The sequence below is a fragment of the Curvibacter sp. Hmag1.1 genome, from assembly GCF_059769165.1.
Genome location: NZ_JBMBGX010000002.1, coordinates 3,852,731 through 3,870,164, shown reverse-complemented (window position 1 = coordinate 3,870,164; position 17,434 = coordinate 3,852,731). Strand labels below are relative to the sequence as shown.

General features: G+C 55.7%; 17 protein-coding genes. 2 read left to right on the top strand and 15 right to left on the bottom strand.

Going from position 1 to position 17,434, the window contains the following annotated elements; translation table 11 throughout:
- Positions 1-5 precede the first annotated feature (5 nt).
- The 9 genes from hisS to ACOAP0_RS18630 all read right to left on the bottom strand — a co-directional run bounded on the left by hisS (position 6) and on the right by ACOAP0_RS18630 (position 9,073).
- Entirely contained in the window at positions 6-1,319 is a 1,314-nt protein-coding gene (hisS, locus tag ACOAP0_RS18670) for a histidine--tRNA ligase (RefSeq protein ID WP_498377649.1), read from the bottom strand.
- 6 nt (positions 1,320-1,325) lie between these two features.
- Entirely contained in the window at positions 1,326-2,582 is a 1,257-nt protein-coding gene (ispG, locus tag ACOAP0_RS18665; protein ID WP_498377648.1) for a flavodoxin-dependent (E)-4-hydroxy-3-methylbut-2-enyl-diphosphate synthase, read from the bottom strand.
- 11 nt (positions 2,583-2,593) lie between these two features.
- Positions 2,594-3,496, bottom strand: coding sequence for a helix-turn-helix domain-containing protein (locus ACOAP0_RS18660; RefSeq protein WP_498377647.1), 903 nt, complete (start codon positions 3,494-3,496; stop codon positions 2,594-2,596).
- Positions 3,489-4,328 (bottom strand): type IV pilus biogenesis/stability protein PilW, encoded by an 840-nt coding sequence (gene pilW / locus ACOAP0_RS18655; RefSeq protein WP_498377646.1) that lies wholly within the window; start codon positions 4,326-4,328, stop codon positions 3,489-3,491. Before pilW ends, ACOAP0_RS18660 begins: the two co-directional genes overlap by 8 nt.
- Positions 4,321-5,472: a dual-specificity RNA methyltransferase RlmN gene (gene rlmN / locus ACOAP0_RS18650; RefSeq protein ID WP_498377645.1), complete on the bottom strand. Its 1,152-nt coding sequence runs from the start codon at positions 5,470-5,472 to the stop codon at positions 4,321-4,323. The genes pilW and rlmN overlap by 8 nt, the downstream gene beginning before the upstream one ends.
- Before the next feature lie 6 nt (positions 5,473-5,478).
- Positions 5,479-5,904, bottom strand: a complete 426-nt coding sequence (gene ndk / locus ACOAP0_RS18645) for a nucleoside-diphosphate kinase (RefSeq protein ID WP_087493686.1) — start codon at positions 5,902-5,904, stop codon at positions 5,479-5,481.
- A 68-nt stretch (positions 5,905-5,972) separates the two neighbouring features.
- Positions 5,973-7,205: a pseudouridine synthase gene (locus ACOAP0_RS18640; protein WP_498377644.1), complete on the bottom strand. Its 1,233-nt coding sequence runs from the start codon at positions 7,203-7,205 to the stop codon at positions 5,973-5,975.
- Entirely contained in the window at positions 7,202-7,873 is a 672-nt protein-coding gene (scpB, locus tag ACOAP0_RS18635; protein ID WP_313866389.1) for an SMC-Scp complex subunit ScpB, read from the bottom strand. The genes ACOAP0_RS18640 and scpB overlap by 4 nt, the downstream gene beginning before the upstream one ends.
- Positions 7,874-7,981: 108 nt before the next feature.
- The gene (locus ACOAP0_RS18630) at positions 7,982-9,073 is read right to left on the bottom strand and encodes an RluA family pseudouridine synthase (protein ID WP_498377641.1); all 1,092 of its coding nucleotides are present in this window, start codon (positions 9,071-9,073) and stop codon (positions 7,982-7,984) included.
- On the opposite strand from ACOAP0_RS18630, the gene ACOAP0_RS18625 reads away from it, so the two are divergent.
- Positions 9,024-9,830, top strand: a complete 807-nt coding sequence (locus ACOAP0_RS18625) for an outer membrane protein assembly factor BamD (protein WP_087493683.1) — start codon at positions 9,024-9,026, stop codon at positions 9,828-9,830. The two genes, ACOAP0_RS18630 and ACOAP0_RS18625, sit on opposite strands and share 50 nt — an antisense overlap.
- Here the strand turns inward: ACOAP0_RS18625 and yoaA are convergent.
- Both yoaA and ACOAP0_RS18615 read right to left on the bottom strand, forming a co-directional pair.
- Positions 9,799-11,802: a DNA repair helicase YoaA gene (gene yoaA / locus ACOAP0_RS18620; RefSeq protein ID WP_498377640.1), complete on the bottom strand. Its 2,004-nt coding sequence runs from the start codon at positions 11,800-11,802 to the stop codon at positions 9,799-9,801. The genes ACOAP0_RS18625 and yoaA overlap by 32 nt on opposite strands.
- Positions 11,799-11,957, bottom strand: a complete 159-nt coding sequence (locus ACOAP0_RS18615; protein WP_442873360.1) for a DUF465 domain-containing protein — start codon at positions 11,955-11,957, stop codon at positions 11,799-11,801. Before ACOAP0_RS18615 ends, yoaA begins: the two co-directional genes overlap by 4 nt.
- 159 nt (positions 11,958-12,116) lie before the next feature.
- Between ACOAP0_RS18615 and ACOAP0_RS18610 the strand changes: the two genes are divergently transcribed.
- Positions 12,117-12,878, top strand: a complete 762-nt coding sequence (locus ACOAP0_RS18610) for a PP2C family protein-serine/threonine phosphatase (protein ID WP_481874062.1) — start codon at positions 12,117-12,119, stop codon at positions 12,876-12,878.
- On the opposite strand, the gene ACOAP0_RS18605 is transcribed toward ACOAP0_RS18610, so the two are convergent.
- The 4 genes from ACOAP0_RS18605 to odhB form a co-directional block, all read right to left on the bottom strand.
- Entirely contained in the window at positions 12,875-13,378 is a 504-nt protein-coding gene (locus ACOAP0_RS18605) for a hypothetical protein (RefSeq protein WP_498377639.1), read from the bottom strand. The genes ACOAP0_RS18610 and ACOAP0_RS18605 overlap by 4 nt on opposite strands.
- A 41-nt stretch (positions 13,379-13,419) precedes the next feature.
- Entirely contained in the window at positions 13,420-14,517 is a 1,098-nt protein-coding gene (gene zapE, locus ACOAP0_RS18600) for a cell division protein ZapE (protein WP_498377638.1), read from the bottom strand.
- 81 nt (positions 14,518-14,598) lie between these two features.
- The gene (gene lpdA, locus ACOAP0_RS18595; RefSeq protein WP_498377637.1) at positions 14,599-16,026 is read right to left on the bottom strand and encodes a dihydrolipoyl dehydrogenase; all 1,428 of its coding nucleotides are present in this window, start codon (positions 16,024-16,026) and stop codon (positions 14,599-14,601) included.
- A gap of 140 nt (positions 16,027-16,166) precedes the next feature.
- The gene (gene odhB, locus ACOAP0_RS18590) at positions 16,167-17,432 is read right to left on the bottom strand and encodes a 2-oxoglutarate dehydrogenase complex dihydrolipoyllysine-residue succinyltransferase (RefSeq protein ID WP_498377635.1); all 1,266 of its coding nucleotides are present in this window, start codon (positions 17,430-17,432) and stop codon (positions 16,167-16,169) included.
- Between the last annotated feature and the right edge of the window lie 2 nt (positions 17,433-17,434).

Below are 17,434 nucleotides of genomic sequence, written 5' to 3'. Positions count from 1 at the left end.
TTGGTTTAAGCGGTTGGATAAAGGCTAGCAGCCCATGATGCCATCTCATCTATCCGAAGAGTGGCTTGCGGAACATTCGAATCCCGCAATGATTTGACAGTGACTTGTCCGGAAGCGAGTTCATCAGGTCCAAACACGAAAGCGAATCGGGCGCCCGAAGCATCTGCACGCTTGAATTGAGACTTCATGCTCGGCATCCCTTCTGAGGTGCTAGCTTGCATCTGGACAGAAAGACCAGCTTCCCGAAGGACTTGCAGCGATGGCATCACAGCTTGCAGATTTGCAACATCTGTAATCACTGCAAAAACATCCAAACCCGGCTGCATCAGTGCCACGCCGGACTCTTTGATTAACTCCAGAACGCGCTCAACGCCCATGGCCCAACCCACCGCGGGAGCTGGTTTTCCTCCGATTTGCTCTATCAAGTAATCGTATCGGCCACCCGCACAAACGGTGCCTTGGGACCCCAGTTTCGTGGTAACGAACTCAAACACCGTCAAGTTGTAATAGTCCATCCCCCGAACCAAGCGAGGGTTCACCGTGTAGCTCACTCGGTGAGCATCCAGTATTTTTTTCACCGTTTCCAGATGCTCTCTGGAGGCATCACCCAAGAAATCGATCAGCTTGGGCGCAGACTCGATCACACCCTGCATCCCGGGATTTTTGGAGTCTAGAAGGCGGAGTGGATTCAGGTGCAAGCGCCGCTTGGCTTCTTCATCCAGCAGATCCAGATGGAGTTCAAAATGCTGGATCAAAGCGGCTCTGTGCAAATTACGTTCGTCTGGCTGCCCCAGACTGTTTATCTGCAATTCAATATCCGTCAAACCCAACTCTTTCCAAAGCATGTGGGCCATCAGAATTACTTCAGCATCGATTTCGGCGCCACCGAAACCGAGCGCCTCTGCCCCGATTTGGTGAAACTGGCGGTACCGCCCGCGCTGTGGACGCTCATGCCGGAACATGGGCCCCATGTAATAGAGACGCTTAGGACCGTTGTAAAGCATCGAATGCTCCACAGCTGCGCGCACAACTCCTGCTGTATTCTCCGGCCGCAAAGTCAGCGCCTCGCCATTCAAACGGTCTTCAAAGGAATACATTTCCTTTTCGACGATATCTGTCACTTCACCCAAGCCCCTCACAAATAGTGAGGTAGGCTCAACGATCGGCGTACGCACATTCTCAAAGGCAAAGCGCCGCATTAAATCCCGTACCCGGGCTTCCAATGCTTCCCATGCCGCAGATTCCGGCGGCATGATGTCGTTCATGCCTTTGACGGCAACAATCTTGTCCGCCTTACGCGGACTATTCTTCTCGGACATAAGCTCTCAAATGCTGGGGGTGCGGGGCGTGAAACGCTCCCGGATGTAGTTTTCCACTACGTTCTGGAAATCAGCCGCGATAGACTCGCCGCGCAAAGTCATGCGTTTCTCGCCGTCGATAAAAACGGGCGCTGCCGGAGCCTCACCGGTACCGGGAAGACTGATACCGATATCGGCATGCTTGCTTTCTCCCGGGCCATTGACGATACAGCCCATGACCGCGACCTTCATGTTCTCGACGCCGGGGTACTGGGTACGCCATACAGGCATCTGGTCCCGCAAGAAGTCGTCAATTTGCTTGGTCAGTTCCTGAAAAGTGGTACTGGTGGTTCTTCCACACCCCGGGCAAGCAGTAACGCTTGGAACGAACTGGCGAAGACCTAGTGACTGAATAATTTCGGATGCGACTACTACCTCTTGCGTTCTGGCCTCGCCAGGTGCAGGTGTCAAAGACACTCGAATAGTGTCGCCGATACCCTCTTGCAACAGAATTCCAAGAGCCGTTGCAGAGGCAACTGTACCTTTGGTGCCCATTCCAGCCTCAGTCAGCCCGAGGTGCAATGAATATTTTGAACGCTTGGCCAGTTCGCGGTAAACCGCGATCAGGTCCGTGACGCCGCTCACCTTGCAGGAAAGCGTGATCTGATGTCCCGCCAGCCCGATCTCCTCTGCGCGTTGAGCAGATTCCAAGGCAGAGGTGATTAAAGCCTCATACATCACCTGCTTGGCATCCCAAGGGTTAACTCTCCGGCTATTCGCATCCATCAAACTGGCGAGCAATTCTTGATCAAGGCTCCCCCAATTCACGCCAATCCGAATCGGCTTATCCCATTGAATAGCGGCTTCAATCATCTGGGAAAACTGACGATCACGCTTGTCGCCTTTACCCACATTTCCCGGATTGATGCGGTACTTGGACAGGGCTTTGGCACAGTCGGGAAATTCACTCAACAGCCGGTGACCGTTGTAATGAAAGTCGCCGATCAAGGGCACTGAGATACCCATACGATCTAACTGCTCCCGGATATGCGGGACCGCCTCAGCAGCCTCAGGAGTATTCACCGTAATACGCACCAACTCGGAGCCTGCCAAGGCAAGTTCCTTCACCTGGATGGCGGTACCGATTGCATCTTCAGTGTCCGTGTTGGTCATGGACTGGATACGGACCGGCGCATCGCCACCGACAGTCACTTCATGGTCGCCCCACTTGACGACAGACTGCAAACTAGTGCGCGCCAAGGGTTGCGCCAAGGCGATAGGCATTTGCTGCTCCACTACTTCACCTCAAATCTGGCAACGTTATCTCTGGAAACAGTCGACATATTGAAGGGTTTGCCCCTCACCTCGACATCCACCATGTCTGCCTTGCCGACTACGACGGCCAATGGAGATACACCAGTGGCAGAAGTGATGCCATCAGCCTGCAAAGTTCTACGAACCAATACAGCACCAGTGGAGTCAACAACCTCCACCCACGTTGTACCTTTCGCGCGAATCACAATCATCTCGGTTGGCTTTTGCACCGGGGCTGAGCTTGCAGGTAACGCCGCCTCAGTCACTGGTTGCTTCACCAGCTCCGCCGGAGAAGGTCCTGGAACCACCTCTACCGGAGGCAATTTCTCTTCAAGTTTCTCTGCAACCGGCACCGGTTCAATGGCTGACTCTTTAAGGGGCGCAATATTTGCTGGAGTTACATCGGCTTTTGACGCGAAATCAGGCAAGTGCATTTCCGGCGCGAAAGCGATACCCAATACAGCCAACAGCAATAGTGACACCACGATCACAACAGGTCGTTTGAGTACGTCTACAAACCCGACGGATGCCGCTTCACCAGGAACCTTGAATGGAGCGTTGATACCTTTATCCCCTGCCTCAAAACTGGGCTTGACTGTCTGGGGGAGGAGCTCAAGGATGGGGGCTGAATCGACTTTCAGAGCTCGGCAGACACTAGAAGCCAATGCTCTGACGAACACCGCATCCGGCAATAAGTCTGCACGATCCGCCTCTAAAGCCTCCAGCTTCTTGACAGGCACTTTCATGGACACAGCCAGAGCAGCGATATGCAGTCCTGCCGCCTCGCGGGCATTTCGCAAAAGGCGGCCAGCCGTTACGGGCGCTGCAGCGAGCGTCGTTTCCGGCAACTCAGGGAGCGCGCCACTCATCTCAACCTCATTCATCGAATGCTCCCCTATCAAAAGAACCCGCTTCTTTGGACTGTGCAAACCGTTTTCGGAGTTGCGCACCGAGTTGCGTCATTGCATCCTTGTTGCCCAACATCTGCTCAATCTTGATACCCAACCAGAGTGACTCCGCATTTGCGTATTCACTATTGTTGATCCTACGAACGTGAAACTGTGCCTTGGCCAAATCCCCACGCTGCATCAACAAAAGTGCAAGGTTGTAACCTGCTACAGGGTTTGAAGGATCCAATTCATTTGCTCGCGTCAAACTGGCAATCGCATCGTTGCGAGCCCCTGCCTTCACTTGGCAGACACCCATTGCCATCCAAGACTTGGAACGCTCGTTGTAGTTCGGATTTGCAATGGCCCCCATGAACTGCGTGTAGGAGTCTTGGGCACGGCCTTGTTGACAAAGAAGCCAACCGTAATTGTGTTGCACGCTGGCAGCCTGAGGATTGAGTTGCAATGCGCGCTTGAAACTTTCCTCTGCCAAGGGGAAATCATTCAAGCGCATGTATATCAAGCCGCGCAGATTGTGCGCCTCAAAAAGCCCCGGGTCCGCGCTAATTGACTGCTTCAGTTCATCCAAAGCAACCGTAGTTTGGCCATTGTTGTAATAGCCAGCGGCTAACTCCAAGCGGATCTTGGCGCGCTTACGGGCAGGTGATTCATCTGAATCTGTTAGTAAATCATTACTGGATGCCGGCGTTTGCGCGCCACCCGCACAACCTTGCAATAAGCCGATAGCCAAAGCAAGAAAAACTAACGACACGACAGCACGGCCAAATGGCCGCAGAGCTAGCGTCAGCGCGGAAAATCCATCAGTCATTTCGCATCCCATCATTACCGCGCGTTTCGAAATCGCGGACCTGCTTGAGCATAACCGTGCGTTGCTTGGAAATACGAGTCCCTACGTTCGTACGGTCTTTGACATCCCCGGCGAGTTGACCGCAAGCGGCATCAATATCGTCTCCACGGGTCTTTCGGATAGTAGTCACCAAGCCACCATCTACCAGGATGCGTGCGAAGGCCTGAACTGCATTGTTAGAGGAACGCAGCAATCCAGAGGCAGGAAAGGGATTGAATGGGATCAAGTTGAACTTGCAAGGAACGCCAGATTCTTTCACCAGTTGCAACAATAACTTGGCATGCTCTGGGTGGTCATTGACCCCATCCAGCATGCAGTATTCAAAGGTAATGAAGTCGCGAGGCGCATGGGCCAAATACCGGCGACAAGCCTCCATCAATTCCTTGAGCGGGTACTTTCGATTCAAAGGAACCAGGTTATCCCTCAGCGAGTCTTCAGGTGCATGCAAAGATACAGCGAGGGCTACGGGACAATCCTCCCCCAAGCGGTCCATCATTGGAACTACGCCTGACGTCGAAACTGTGACTCGGCGGCGTGACAGCCCGTAACCATGGTCATCCAACATGACCTTCAAAGCCGGAACGAGCGCCACATAATTCTGCAAGGGCTCGCCCATACCCATCATCACGACGTTGGAGATAACCCGATCAGACACCCCCAGGTGACTGCGTAAAAAGTGCTCAGCAAACCAAAGCTGCGCCAATATTTCCCAAGTTTTGAGATTGCGACTGAAGCCTTGGTGCCCGGTCGAACAAAATCTGCATCCTACTGCGCATCCGGCCTGGGAGGATATACAAAGTGTCCCGCGGTCAGACTCGGGGATAAAGACCGTTTCGACAGCATCTCCATTGCCAACATCGAACAACCACTTGATGGTGCCATCTGCTGAGATGTGTTGAGTGATTACGGGCAGGGCACGTACTTCTGCGTGCCCCCGTAATTTGTCCCTGAGCGACTTGGCGAGATCGCTCATATCATCAAATTGGCTCGCGCCTTTTTGATGCACCCAACGGAACAACTGGGTAGCCCGAAACTTCTTTTCGCCTAGGCTTTCGCAGAAGGCGGCCAGACCCTCGAGATCAAAATCGAGCAGGTTGACCGCCATACTGAATTAACGCGAGTAAACGTTCATGCCGGGGAAGAAAAAGCCCACTTCCACTGCCGCTGTTTCAGGAGCGTCAGAACCGTGAACCGCATTGGCGTCAATGCTGTCAGCAAAATCGGCGCGAATGGTGCCGGGAGCTGCCTTTTTAGGGTCTGTTGCACCCATCAAGTCACGATTTTTGCCGATGGCGCCTTCACCTTCCAATGCCTGGATCATGACGGGACCGGAGATCATGAAGTCCACCAAATCCTTGAAAAAAGGACGCTCTTTGTGCACAGCATAGAAGGCTTCTGCCTCACCGCGGGAGAGGTGCGCCATGCGTGCAGCAACAACCTTCAAGCCGGCTGCTTCGAAGCGGGCGTAGATTTGACCGATCACGTTCTTGGCCACTGCGTCGGGCTTGATGATGGAGAGAGTGCGTTCGATTGCCATGTTGATTCCCAAAAGTATAAAAAATTAATTGCCCGTGATAGACAAAGCCGATGATTTTAGCATCGGCATTAGCGGCTTCGACCACCATTGCGTCTTTGTCCGCCACCGCCGGGGCGGCCACGACCATTGGACTCTTGCCGCTGCCTGGAAAAACTGTCTGCGCCGATGTAACCCAGAGAAGTTTTCATAGGATCAGGCTGCGCTCCACCTTCCTGACGTCCACCCTGACGCGGAGACTTTCCATTGACCTGACGAGCAGTGCTTCCTTGACCGCTCGCACCTTTCGGGGAAGCCGGACCCCGACCGCCTTGGCGAGGGCCACGACCTCGGGGGCGGGGAGCACCCGCAGCCCCATTCGAATCCTCGCGGGCTCTGGGCTTGCCCGCGCTCGCAGCCTGCATCAGGGCACGAATATCGGTCTCATCCAGCTCCATCCAAGCTCCACGCTTGAGTCCACGAGGCAATACCATGGCCCCGTAGCGAATACGGATCAACCGACTGACCGCATGCCCCACAGATTCGAGCATGCGCCTGACTTCGCGATTCCGACCTTCGGAGATAGTGACCCGGTACCAGCAATTGGAGCCTTCGCCACCACCGTCCTCTATGGAGCCGAACTGGGCTACTCCGTCATCCAATTGAACCCCATCCAAAAGGGCCTGCTTTTCATCTTTGCTCAGAGCGCCCAATACCCGCACAGCATATTCACGCTCCAATCCGAAGCGAGGGTGCATCAGGTTATTAGCCAATTCGCCCGAACTGGTAAACAAGAGAAGCCCCTCTGTATTCAGGTCGAGGCGACCGACCGATTGCCACTTGCCTTGGTGCAGTTTAGGCAACCTGCGAAACACGGTCGGACGGTTTTGCGGGTCGTCATGCGTAACTACCTCGCCAACTGGCTTGTGATACGCAATGACTCGGGCAGGTGGCGGCTCAATTCGGAAACGGATAGGCTTCCCGTTTACTTTGATGTTGTCACCAAATTGAATGCGTTGGCCAATGTGCGCCGGCTCGTTATTGACAGAGATTCGTCCCTCGAGAATCAACTGCTCCATTTCAAGCCGCGAACCCATACCGGATTGAGCCAACACTTTGTGCAACTTGGGCGTTTCTGCTTGGGGCAACAGAATCCGCTTGGGCAACACGACATCTTCTGCTTCTTCATCCGCGTCAAATTGACCGGAGATCACATCATCGAAACGATTCGTGCCCTTCGGCAATGCCGCCTCGGTAGCCATTTGCTGCTGGGGCGCGCCAGACGGTGTCACAGCGGCATCAGGCGTCAATTCGTTCTCGTTCATGTTTGTGTTCCGTTATCAATTTCTTCTAGCGCGGCCTGAAGCGGCATCGCCATTTGTTGCTCGTCTGGATTGCTTGCTCCAACTGTTCCATGATCAACCACCTCGCCCGAAGCTCCCAACAGCCCCTCTAGTCCAGCCATGGAATCTTCTCCGCGCTCTGGCGATTCGAGAATTGGCAATTGATCCAGGGACGCAAGGCCCAAATCATCCAAAAACTGCTTCGTGGTTGCGTACAGCGCAGGCCTGCCAGGTGCCTCACGATGCCCGATCACCTCCACCCATCCCCTATCTTCCAATTGCTTGATCAACAATGAACTGATGGTGACGCCACGGATGTCTTCCATGTCACCTCGGGTAACCGGCTGCCTGTAGGCAATAATGGCCAATGTCTCTAGGGTTGCGCGGGTGTACTTGGGCGGCTTCTCGGGGTGCAATCTGTCCAGATATTCCCGCATTTCAGGACGGCTCTGGAATCGCCATCCACTCGAAACGCTCACTAACTCGACACCCCGGCCCACCCATTCAGTTTGTAACTCACTGAGCAAACTCTTCACAGTGTCAGCGCCAATTGCATCGGCAAACAATTCACGCAAAGCCTTGACAGTCAAAGGCTGCTGGGCACATATCAAGGCGGTTTCAAGAACACGCTTGGCATCGACCATATTCATAGTCTGTACGTAATGATGGAGAGCCGGAAAAAATGGCAGACCGGAAACGATCGCACCGACGGTAGGAAGGGCCTTGGCCGCAACTTGACTACCCTACGAGAGACGTAGCTACAAACCTCCCGGTTTGCGAGCTTGATTGTACCCGAGGCCCAATTCAGCGCAAAGCGCCATGAAATCAGATGGCGGGCCACATTCAAATTCCAAAGACTCTCCCGAAACGGGATGCTTGAATGCCAAACGGCAGGCATGCAGAGCTTGACGAGTCATTTCCCCCAACACAGCTCCTCCGTATACCGCATCGGCCACCAATGGATGGCCGATGTGCGCCATATGGACCCGGATCTGATGGGTACGCCCCGTGTGCAAAATGCACCTGACCCAACAGGCTACTTGACTGTTGCTGATCAAACTGAAGTCTGTTCTCGCCTCTTTGCCGGATTGATGTACCAGATCGACCACCGCCATTCGCAGTCGATTACGCGGATCTCGTCCGATAGGAGCATCGACTTCTTTCAATCGCGTCCAAGGCCAAGTCTTGTGTGCAATCGCGAAATATTGGCGACTTACTTCCCTCGCGGCTATTGCATTTACGAGAGCATCCATGGCAGTCCTTGATCGGGCCACCACCATCAATCCACTGGTGTCCTTGTCAAGCCGATGGACAATCCCCGCCCGTGGGACCAGCGCGGCATGCGGACTGTAGGCCAGCAGACCGTTCAGGAGTGTTCCGCTCCAATTTCCGGGCGCCGGATGAACCACCAACCCTGCTGGTTTGTTGATAACCAATACGTGTTCGTCCTCGTGGACCACGTCCAGAGCCATGGGCTCAGGCTTGAAGGCCTGGCTTTGCGGGGTTGGCTTGAGCTCCACAGTAAGCTCCTCACCCACCTTTACCTTGCCCGAAGTCTTGGTAACGACTTTGCCATTAACTTGTACGAACCCGGATTCAATAAGTTGCTGGAGATAGCTGCGCGAAAACTCCTGAACACTGAATGCCAGTGCCCGGTCAAGACGCTCACCATGCAAAGAAGCGTCTAATGTGAAGCTGCGGAACTCTGCTTCGCTGGCGATATCAGACGCCTCATCCGCCTCTGCTTGCACAGAGTGCGCCGATATAATTCCAACGGTTTGATTCAAGAAAGTCCCCAAGATGCTGCGTGCGAAATTATCGGTCGTTTGTGCCACGATGCTGACGACCATGGCGACACTGCTGGCAGGTTGCTCCAGTGCACCGGTAGACAAAACGGCAGGAATGAGCCCCAACCGACTGTACGCCGAGGCCAAGGACGAGATGGGTGCATCCCAATGGGACAAGGCCGTACCGCTGCTTGAAAAGCTGGAGGCCAGAGCCGCTGGTACCCCACTCGCACAACAAGCTCAGTTGGACAAAGCCTATGCACAGTTCAAGGCAGGTGAACAAGCCCAATCTTTGGCCACTTTGGAACGCTTCATCAAACTCCACCCTGCCAGCCCTGCATTAGATTACGCCATTTACTTGCGGGGCATCGTTAACTTCAATGACGACCTGGGCTTGCTGTCATCCATTACCCGTCAAGACCTCGCCGAACGGGATCAGAAGGCGGCCAAAGAATCTTTTGAATCATTCAAAGAGCTGACGACACGATTCCCTGATTCGAAATACGCACCAGATGCGCAACAGCGCATGAATTACATCGTGGGTTCCTTGGCGCAGTACGAAGTGCATGTCGCCAAGTACTACTACAAGCGTGGTGCGTATCTGGCTGCCGCCAACCGCGCTCAGCAGTGCATTACCGATTACCGCGATGTTCCAGCCACTGAGGAGGCACTTTTTATCCTCTACAAGTCCTACGACGCCTTGGGCATGGAACAGCTTCGTGACGATGCCAAACGTGTGCTTGAAAAGAACTTCCCCCAGTCCGACTTTCTGCTCAAAGGCGGGAAAGCTAATTCAGATCCATGGTGGAAGATTTGGTAAGCGCCTTGAGTTCTGCCTGAAACTGAGTGTCGTCCTTGACGATACGCATGACAGGCAAGGCTGACAGTAACTTGCGCCCGTAGCCCATGGAGCGCAGTCGTACATCGCACACCACCAGCACACCGCGGTCTGACTCCCTGCGGATCAGGCGCCCTACCCCTTGTCGTAAGGCTACGGCAGCCATGGGTAGCTGAACCTCATTGAAAGAGCTACCCCCAGCCTCATCCACTTGCTTACATCTGGCTTGGAGTAGCGGGTCATCCGGCGGAGCAAAAGGTATCTTGTCAATCAGCAGTAGTAGCAAGCTCCGGCCGGGAATGTCTACCCCCTCCCAAAATGAGGCAGAGGCCACCAACACACACCCTAATCCTTCCCGCTGCTGGAAGCGCTCCAGCAGTTCTCGCTTGGAGCTCTCACCTTGCACCAACACAGCCATATCCAGGTGAGGTGGAAGGAGCTTCCGTATCGTTTCACCAATCAAGCGCATAGCACGCAAAGTGGTAGTTAAGACCATGGTGCGTCCGCCAAGAATCTCTGCGCCTTCTGCTGCCAATGCAGCAACGCGAGTGCCATGATTGGGGTGAGACGGCGCAGGAATCGCGCCGGGAACGTACAGCGCGGCCTGATGCTCGTAATTGAAAGGACTTTCAACCTTCAAGACATTGGCACCATGGAGCCCTGCAGAGTTCACAAACCAAGCCAAATCTGAGCCGGGGCCCAAGGTTGCAGAGGTAAAGGTCCACGACACGCGGGAACCAGCCTCCAGTGCGCCCGTCACTTTGCTCCGCATCGCGTCTGATATGTCCATAGGAGACTCCACGAAGCGCAAACGAGTGCCGTTATCCATCCAACGGATCAATCCATCTTCCGCTGGAAGTGCTGCCCGATCCAAGTGATCTTTAAGTACCGACGCCCGTTCAGCCAATGCGGCCAGCTCCGGGTGCGCATCAGCCACGCCTTGAAGCGCTTGCAATAGAGTGGCATGGGCCTGCAACAAGCGTCTCAGGCGACGCTCCCACAAACCAGGCGACAGTCCTTCCGGAACAAGGGCTTGCCATGGCAAGCGAGGGGTGTTTGCAGCGCTCTCCTGACACACTAATTGCATGTCCACAACCGCCATTTCCAGTTGCTCTACCAGCAGCTGCCAATTGGCCATGCCCCGTGCCCATTGCAAACACACGAATACCACATCCCGCCCCAGATTGAGCAATTGCAGGGTCGACCATTGCCGCCCGAGAAATTGGACTCCGATGTCATTGAGCTGGTGCGCCTCGTCAAAAACCACCGCATTCACGGTCGGGAGAAGTTCAGCGACTCCGGATTCACGCACGTTGGAGTCCGCAAAAAACAAATGGTGGTTAATGACCACCACGTCCGCGGCCATGGCATCCCGCCGCGCCTTATAGAGATGGCACTCCTGGTACCGTGGACACTTTGATGTGGTGCAGTTTTCACGGGTAGATGTGACCAGCGGAAGTAGCTGCTGCGACTCTTCCAGTGCCGGCACCTCTGAGACATCTCCGGTTCTGGTCGCCGTCACCCAGCTCTCCACCTGCCCCAACAAACGCAAGGGCGCTGCGCTTTGCAGGATTCCGGAATGGCGTGCATTGGCCAATCGGTGCAAGCACACATAACTGCTGCGCCCCTTTAGTAGAGCTACGCGTACCGGAATTTTCAGTATTTCCAGTAGCTCCGGAATGTCGCGCGTGAAAAGTTGGTCTTGCAACGCTTTGGTGGCCGTAGAGAGAAGCACCTTTTGTCCACTCAGCAAAGCGGGCACCAGATACGCAAAGGTCTTCCCAACGCCAGTACCGGCCTCTACCACCAGCACACCACCGTCCTGAATATTGCCAGCGACTGCAGCAGCCATATCTTGCTGTCCTTTACGGGGCAAGTATTCCGCAACCGCACCTGCCAACAAGCCGCGGGGCGAAAACACTTCTGCGACACGCTGTACCAACCGCGAAGTCATGCCGACTCGTCCGGACTTAGGCTGCGCTCCAGTACTGTTATTTCATCGCGGAGGGCAAGACGCCTTTTCTTGAGTCGTTGCAACTGCAAATCATCGCGAAGCCTACCGGGCAGGTCCGCGCTGTCGATGCAGACATCCAATTCATGATGTGCCATCCTCAATTCGATAAGCCGGCGCCCGGGGGAATGAAGATTGGTTTCCAAAGGTAAAAGCGCCCCGCTAGGTGGTTAAACTGGTTGTCTGAACTGCGATGCATTCGATAATACGGCGAGTTGCATACGCTCGGCACCGATTTACCCCTTCAACTGCACACCATGTCCTCTGGCTATCGCCTCAGCGCCTCTACCGGCATCCACAAGGGTGACCGCGAATACCAGCAAGACCAGGTGTCTTTGTTTAAGCACCCCAGAGTGAACGGGTGTCTACTTGCCATCGTCGCTGATGGCATGGGTGGACGTAGCGGCGGACGCAAAGCATCCGACCAAGTCATGTTGACGGCCAAGCAATTATTCGAGCGCTATGACCCGGATACAGACGATGCCATTGCGACCTTGCGGCAGATGGTGCAAGAGGCCCACATCGTGATCAAGCTGACAGCCATCTCGTCTGAAGAGGAGCCGCACAGCACTCTCGCTGCGTTTTTGATCAATCCGGGTGGCGACTGCCACTGGGCCCATACCGGAGACTCCCGCGTGTACCAATTCCATGGCAACCGCTTCATCAAGCGGACCATGGATCACTCCTATGTGCAGGCGCTGGTCAATCGGGGAGAAATCACCGAAGAGCAGGCCGCCACCCATCCGCAATCCAACATCTTGATGGGCTGTCTGGGTACTGAAAATGAGCCCCCTGTGGACTTCCACTTCATTCCCAAGTTGCGTACCGGTGACGTGCTGATGGCCTGCAGCGACGGCGTTTGGCACTACTTCAACAATGGCGAGCTAGGTTCCGTGTTGTCTACCCTTTCCGCGCGCGAAGCCACCGAATTTTTGATTGAGAAAGCACGCTCCCGAGCCCGGGGTGGTGGCGACAACCTGTCGGTAGTCATCGTCAAAGTGGAATCTTTGCACCACTAAGGTGTGGTCGGCAGGGGCTCCGCCCGGTCCTTTTTTTCCAGCAAACGTTTTTCCAACTCTACTTTTCGACGAGCCGCCTCTTCCTGCTTGGCTTCAAATGCTGCCAGATTGGCGGCTGCCTGCTCGGGCGTGATAGGTGTTGCCTTGTCCATAGCCGGAGCAGCAGGCTTCGCAGGCGCCGGTGCTACTTTGGTTTCTGCTGGAGGTGCTGCCGGCTTACCTTGAGTTTCCAAGTTTCGCTGAACCTCGTCCGCTTGCTTCTCACTCAGTCGATCCAGTTGCTCACGGGTGCGTTCGGCACGCTGAGCATCCCGCAATACGAGTTCACGTTTCCGCAAGACGGCCGCTTGTGCGCGCCGCTGGGTGGCTACTTCAGACAGGCAGGCATTCACTGCAAAGCGCTCGTAACACAATGCCTCGGCATTGCGACTCTCGGCCTGCAATTTCGCGCGCTCGGCCTCGACTGCTTGGAGAGAATCGCCTCCTTGCGCAAGGGCCATAACGGACAAAAGTACTAGGCAAATACCAAACAGATTGCGCATCATATGAGTCGCGTATCCACCGTGCGACGCTCCAAATCCAAAAATTCTTTGGACTGCATTTCTGTCAACCGCGAAACGGTGCGGGGAAACTCATGCGACATGGGACCCTCGGTGTACAAGCCTTCGGGCGCCACATCCGCAGACATGATCAGCTTGACGCGCCGGTCATAGAGCACGTCCACCAACCAGGTGAAGCGCCGGGCTTCGGATGCCATGCGCACCGGCATATGCGGCACACCACTCAGAAACACGGTGTGGAAGCGTGACGCGATTTCCAGATAGTCATTTTGCGAGCGGGGACCCCCACACAGCGTCTTGAAGTCAAACCACACTACGCCCCCCGCCTTGCGCATGGCGCTGATCTGGCGCGACTCGATATGCAACAGCGGGTCTTCATCATGCTGCTCGGCCAGCGCATTGAAGGTAGCCGTCATCGCGGCATCCGCTACCGGGCCATTGGGCACGTGGTAAAGCTTGGCGTCCTCCAGGGTGCGACGGCGGTAATCCGTTCCGTTATCGACGTTGAGCACTTCCAGCTTGGCATTCAACAGGGCAATGGCCGGCAGGATGCGGTCCCGGTGCAAGCCACCGGGATAAAGATCATCCGGCTTGAAATTCGAGGTCGTCACAAAACCCACACCGTTGTCAAACAGGGCATTGAGCAAACGGTGGAGGATCATAGCGTCGGTAATGTCCGCCACGTGGAACTCGTCAAAGCAGATCAAGCGGTAGCGCTTGGACATGCGCTTGCCCAACTCGTCCAGAGGATTCACCGTCCCTTGCAGGTTTACCAGTTCGTGGTGAACCTCACGCATGAACTCATGAAAATGCAAGCGGGTTTTACGCTTGAGCGGTACGGCATTGAAGAAGCAATCCATCAGAAAGCTCTTGCCCCGCCCTACCCCGCCGTACATGTACACACCTCGCGGAATCTCAGGCCGGTTGATCAGCTTCTTGAGGGCATTCGAGCGTTTGGCTTTATAGACAGCCCAATCGTTGGCACAGCGCTCCAAGGCCTCCACGGCGCGCAACTGCGCCGGGTCAGCGGTGTATCCACGGGCCTTCAACTCCGCCTCATAGGCTTCTTTGACGCTCAATGCATGCTCCGGTATGCTACAAAAAGAGAAGCTGCTAGCGCACGAATGACGGGCGCTAGCAGCTTGTTTGGCTTACAACGATCAGAAGTTCAGCGTACGCTTGTCCACTGCCAACGCTGCTTCCTTGGTGGCTTCACTCAAGGAGGGGTGTGCATGACAGATGCGTGCGATGTCTTCCGCACTGGCCTTGAACTCCATGGCCACCACCGCTTCAGAGATCAGCTCGGAGGCTTGTGGTCCGACGATGTGAACGCCCAGGATTTCGTCGGTCGTGGCATCGGCCAAGAACTTCACGAAACCGGTGGTGTCGCCCAACGCGCGTGCGCGGCCGTTCGCCAGGAACGGGAACTGACCCGCCTTGTAGGCCACACCATCCGCCTTGAGCTGCTGTTCGGTACGGCCGACCCAAGCGATCTCAGGGCTGGTGTAAATCACCCAAGGAATGGTGTTGAAGTTGACGTGTCCGTGCTGACCGGCAATGCGCTCAGCCACGGCAACGCCCTCTTCTTCCGCCTTGTGCGCCAACATCGGGCCACGCACCACGTCGCCCACCGCCCAAACACCGGGCAAGTTGGTTTTGCAGTCGCCATCCACCACGATGGCACCACGCTCGTCCAGTGCCAAGCCCACAGCCTCGGTGTTCAGGCCGATGGTGTTGGGCACGCGGCCGATGGAGATGATGAGCTTGTCTACATCCAACGTTTGGGCTTCGCCCTTGGCGTTGGTGTAAGCAACGGACACGCCCTTCTTGCCGTTTTTGATTTCGCCGACCTTCACGCCCAGCTCAATCTTCAGGCCTTGCTTGGTGAACGCCTTGTGCGCTTCCTTGGCAACACCTTCATCGACTGCGCCCAGGAACACGGGCAGGCCTTCGAGAATGGTGACCTCGGAGCCCAGACGCTTCCACACGGAACCCATTTCCAGGCCAATCACACCGGAACCGATAAGGCCCAGCTTCTTCGGCACAGCACCGATGTTCAAAGCGCCGTCGTTGGACAGGATGTTGACTTCATCAAAAGGCGTGCCGGGCAATGCGCGGGCATTGGAACCGGTGGCGATGATGATTTGCTTGCCGGTGATCGTTTCTTCCGCAGCGCCGGCCACCTTGATTTCGTACCCGCCTTCAGCAGCCTTGACGAAAGAGCCACGACCGTGGAAGAACGCAATCTTGTTCTTTTTGAACAAGTACAAGATGCCGTCGTTATTCTGCTTCACGACGGTGTTCTTGCGGGCAATCATCTTGGCCACATCCATGCTCACACCTTTCACCTCGATGCCGTGCTCGGCAAAGTGATGATTGGCGTGGTTGAAGTGCTCGGACGATTGCAGCAAAGCCTTGGAAGGAATGCAGCCCACGTTGGTGCAGGTACCGCCGGGAGCGGGGCCGCCAGCGGCGTTCTTCCACTCGTCGATACATGCCACATTGAAGCCCAGCTGGGCAGCGCGAATGGCGGCAATGTAGCCACCGGGGCCGCCGCCAATGACGATCACGTCGAATTGTTTGCTCATGAATTTCTCGCTTCTATTTCCAGAGACTCAGCAGGACCAGAGTGCCTGCTTCCAGAAACACCGCGGAACCGGCACTGCCGGGCCGCTGGTGTTGTCCCCTGCAAGGGGGAGGCGGCAAAGCCGCCCGGGGGTGAGCCCGATCAGATATCAAACAGCAGACGTGCTGGATCTTCCAGCGCTTCCTTCATGGCCACCAGACCCAAAACGGCTTCACGGCCATCGATGATGCGGTGGTCATAAGACATTGCGAAGTAGTTCATGGGGCGAACCACCACTTGGCCGTTCTCGACCATGGCGCGGTCTTTGGTGGCGTGAACACCCAGAATGGCGGACTGGGGCGGGTTGATGATGGGGGTAGACATCATGGAACCGAAAGTGCCGCCGTTGGAAATGGAGAAGGTACCACCGGTCATTTCTTCAATGCCCAGCTTGCCGTCCTTGGCCTTCTGGCCGAACTCGGCAATCTTCTTCTCGATATCGGCAAAGCTCATCTGATCCGCATTGCGCAGGATGGGCACCACCAAGCCGCGCGGTGAACCCACGGCGATACCGATGTCAAAGTAGCCGTGGTACACGATATCGGTGCCATCGACCGATGCGTTCAACACAGGGAACTTCTTCAGGGCGTGCACAGCAGCCTTGACGAAGAAGCTCATGAAGCCCAGCTTGACGCCGTGTTCCTTCTCGAAACGCTCTTGCATGCGCTTGCGCATTTCCATGACCGGAGCCATGTTGATTTCGTTGAAGGTGGTCAGGATCGCGTTGGTGGACTGGGACTGCAGCAGACGCTCAGCCACGCGCGCACGCAAACGGCTCATGGGCACGCGCTGCTCAGGGCGGTCGCCCAGGTTCACGGAAGGAGCCGCCACTTGAGGCAAGGATTTGGTGGGAACGCCCGTGGGGATTGCGGCAGCAGCTACCACTTTAGGAGCAGCGACAGCGGCCAACACGTCACCCTTGGTGATGCGACCGTCTTTGCCTGTGCCTTCAACGCTGGAAGCAGAAATGCCGTTGTCAGCCAACAATTTGGCTGCAGCGGGCATGGCAACGCCTGCCTTGGAGTTGCCGGCTGCAGCAGCAGCTGCCACTGGGGCTGCGGCTGCCGGCGCAGCGGCGGGAGTGGCAGCAGCAGGTGTGGAAGCGGAAGTTGTAGCACCAGCCACTGCAGCCGTGTCGATGCGGGCGATCAGCTGCTCGGCAGCCACGGTAGCACCATCAGCAGCCACCAATTCCACCAGCACACCGGCTGCAGGAGCGGGCACTTCCATCACGACCTTGTCGGTTTCGACTTCGATCAGGATTTCGTCGACAGCAACTGCTTCGCCGACTTTCTTTTTCCATTGCAACAAGGTTGCTTCCGCCACAGATTCAGACAGCTGTGGGACTTTGACTTCTACGATTGCCATAT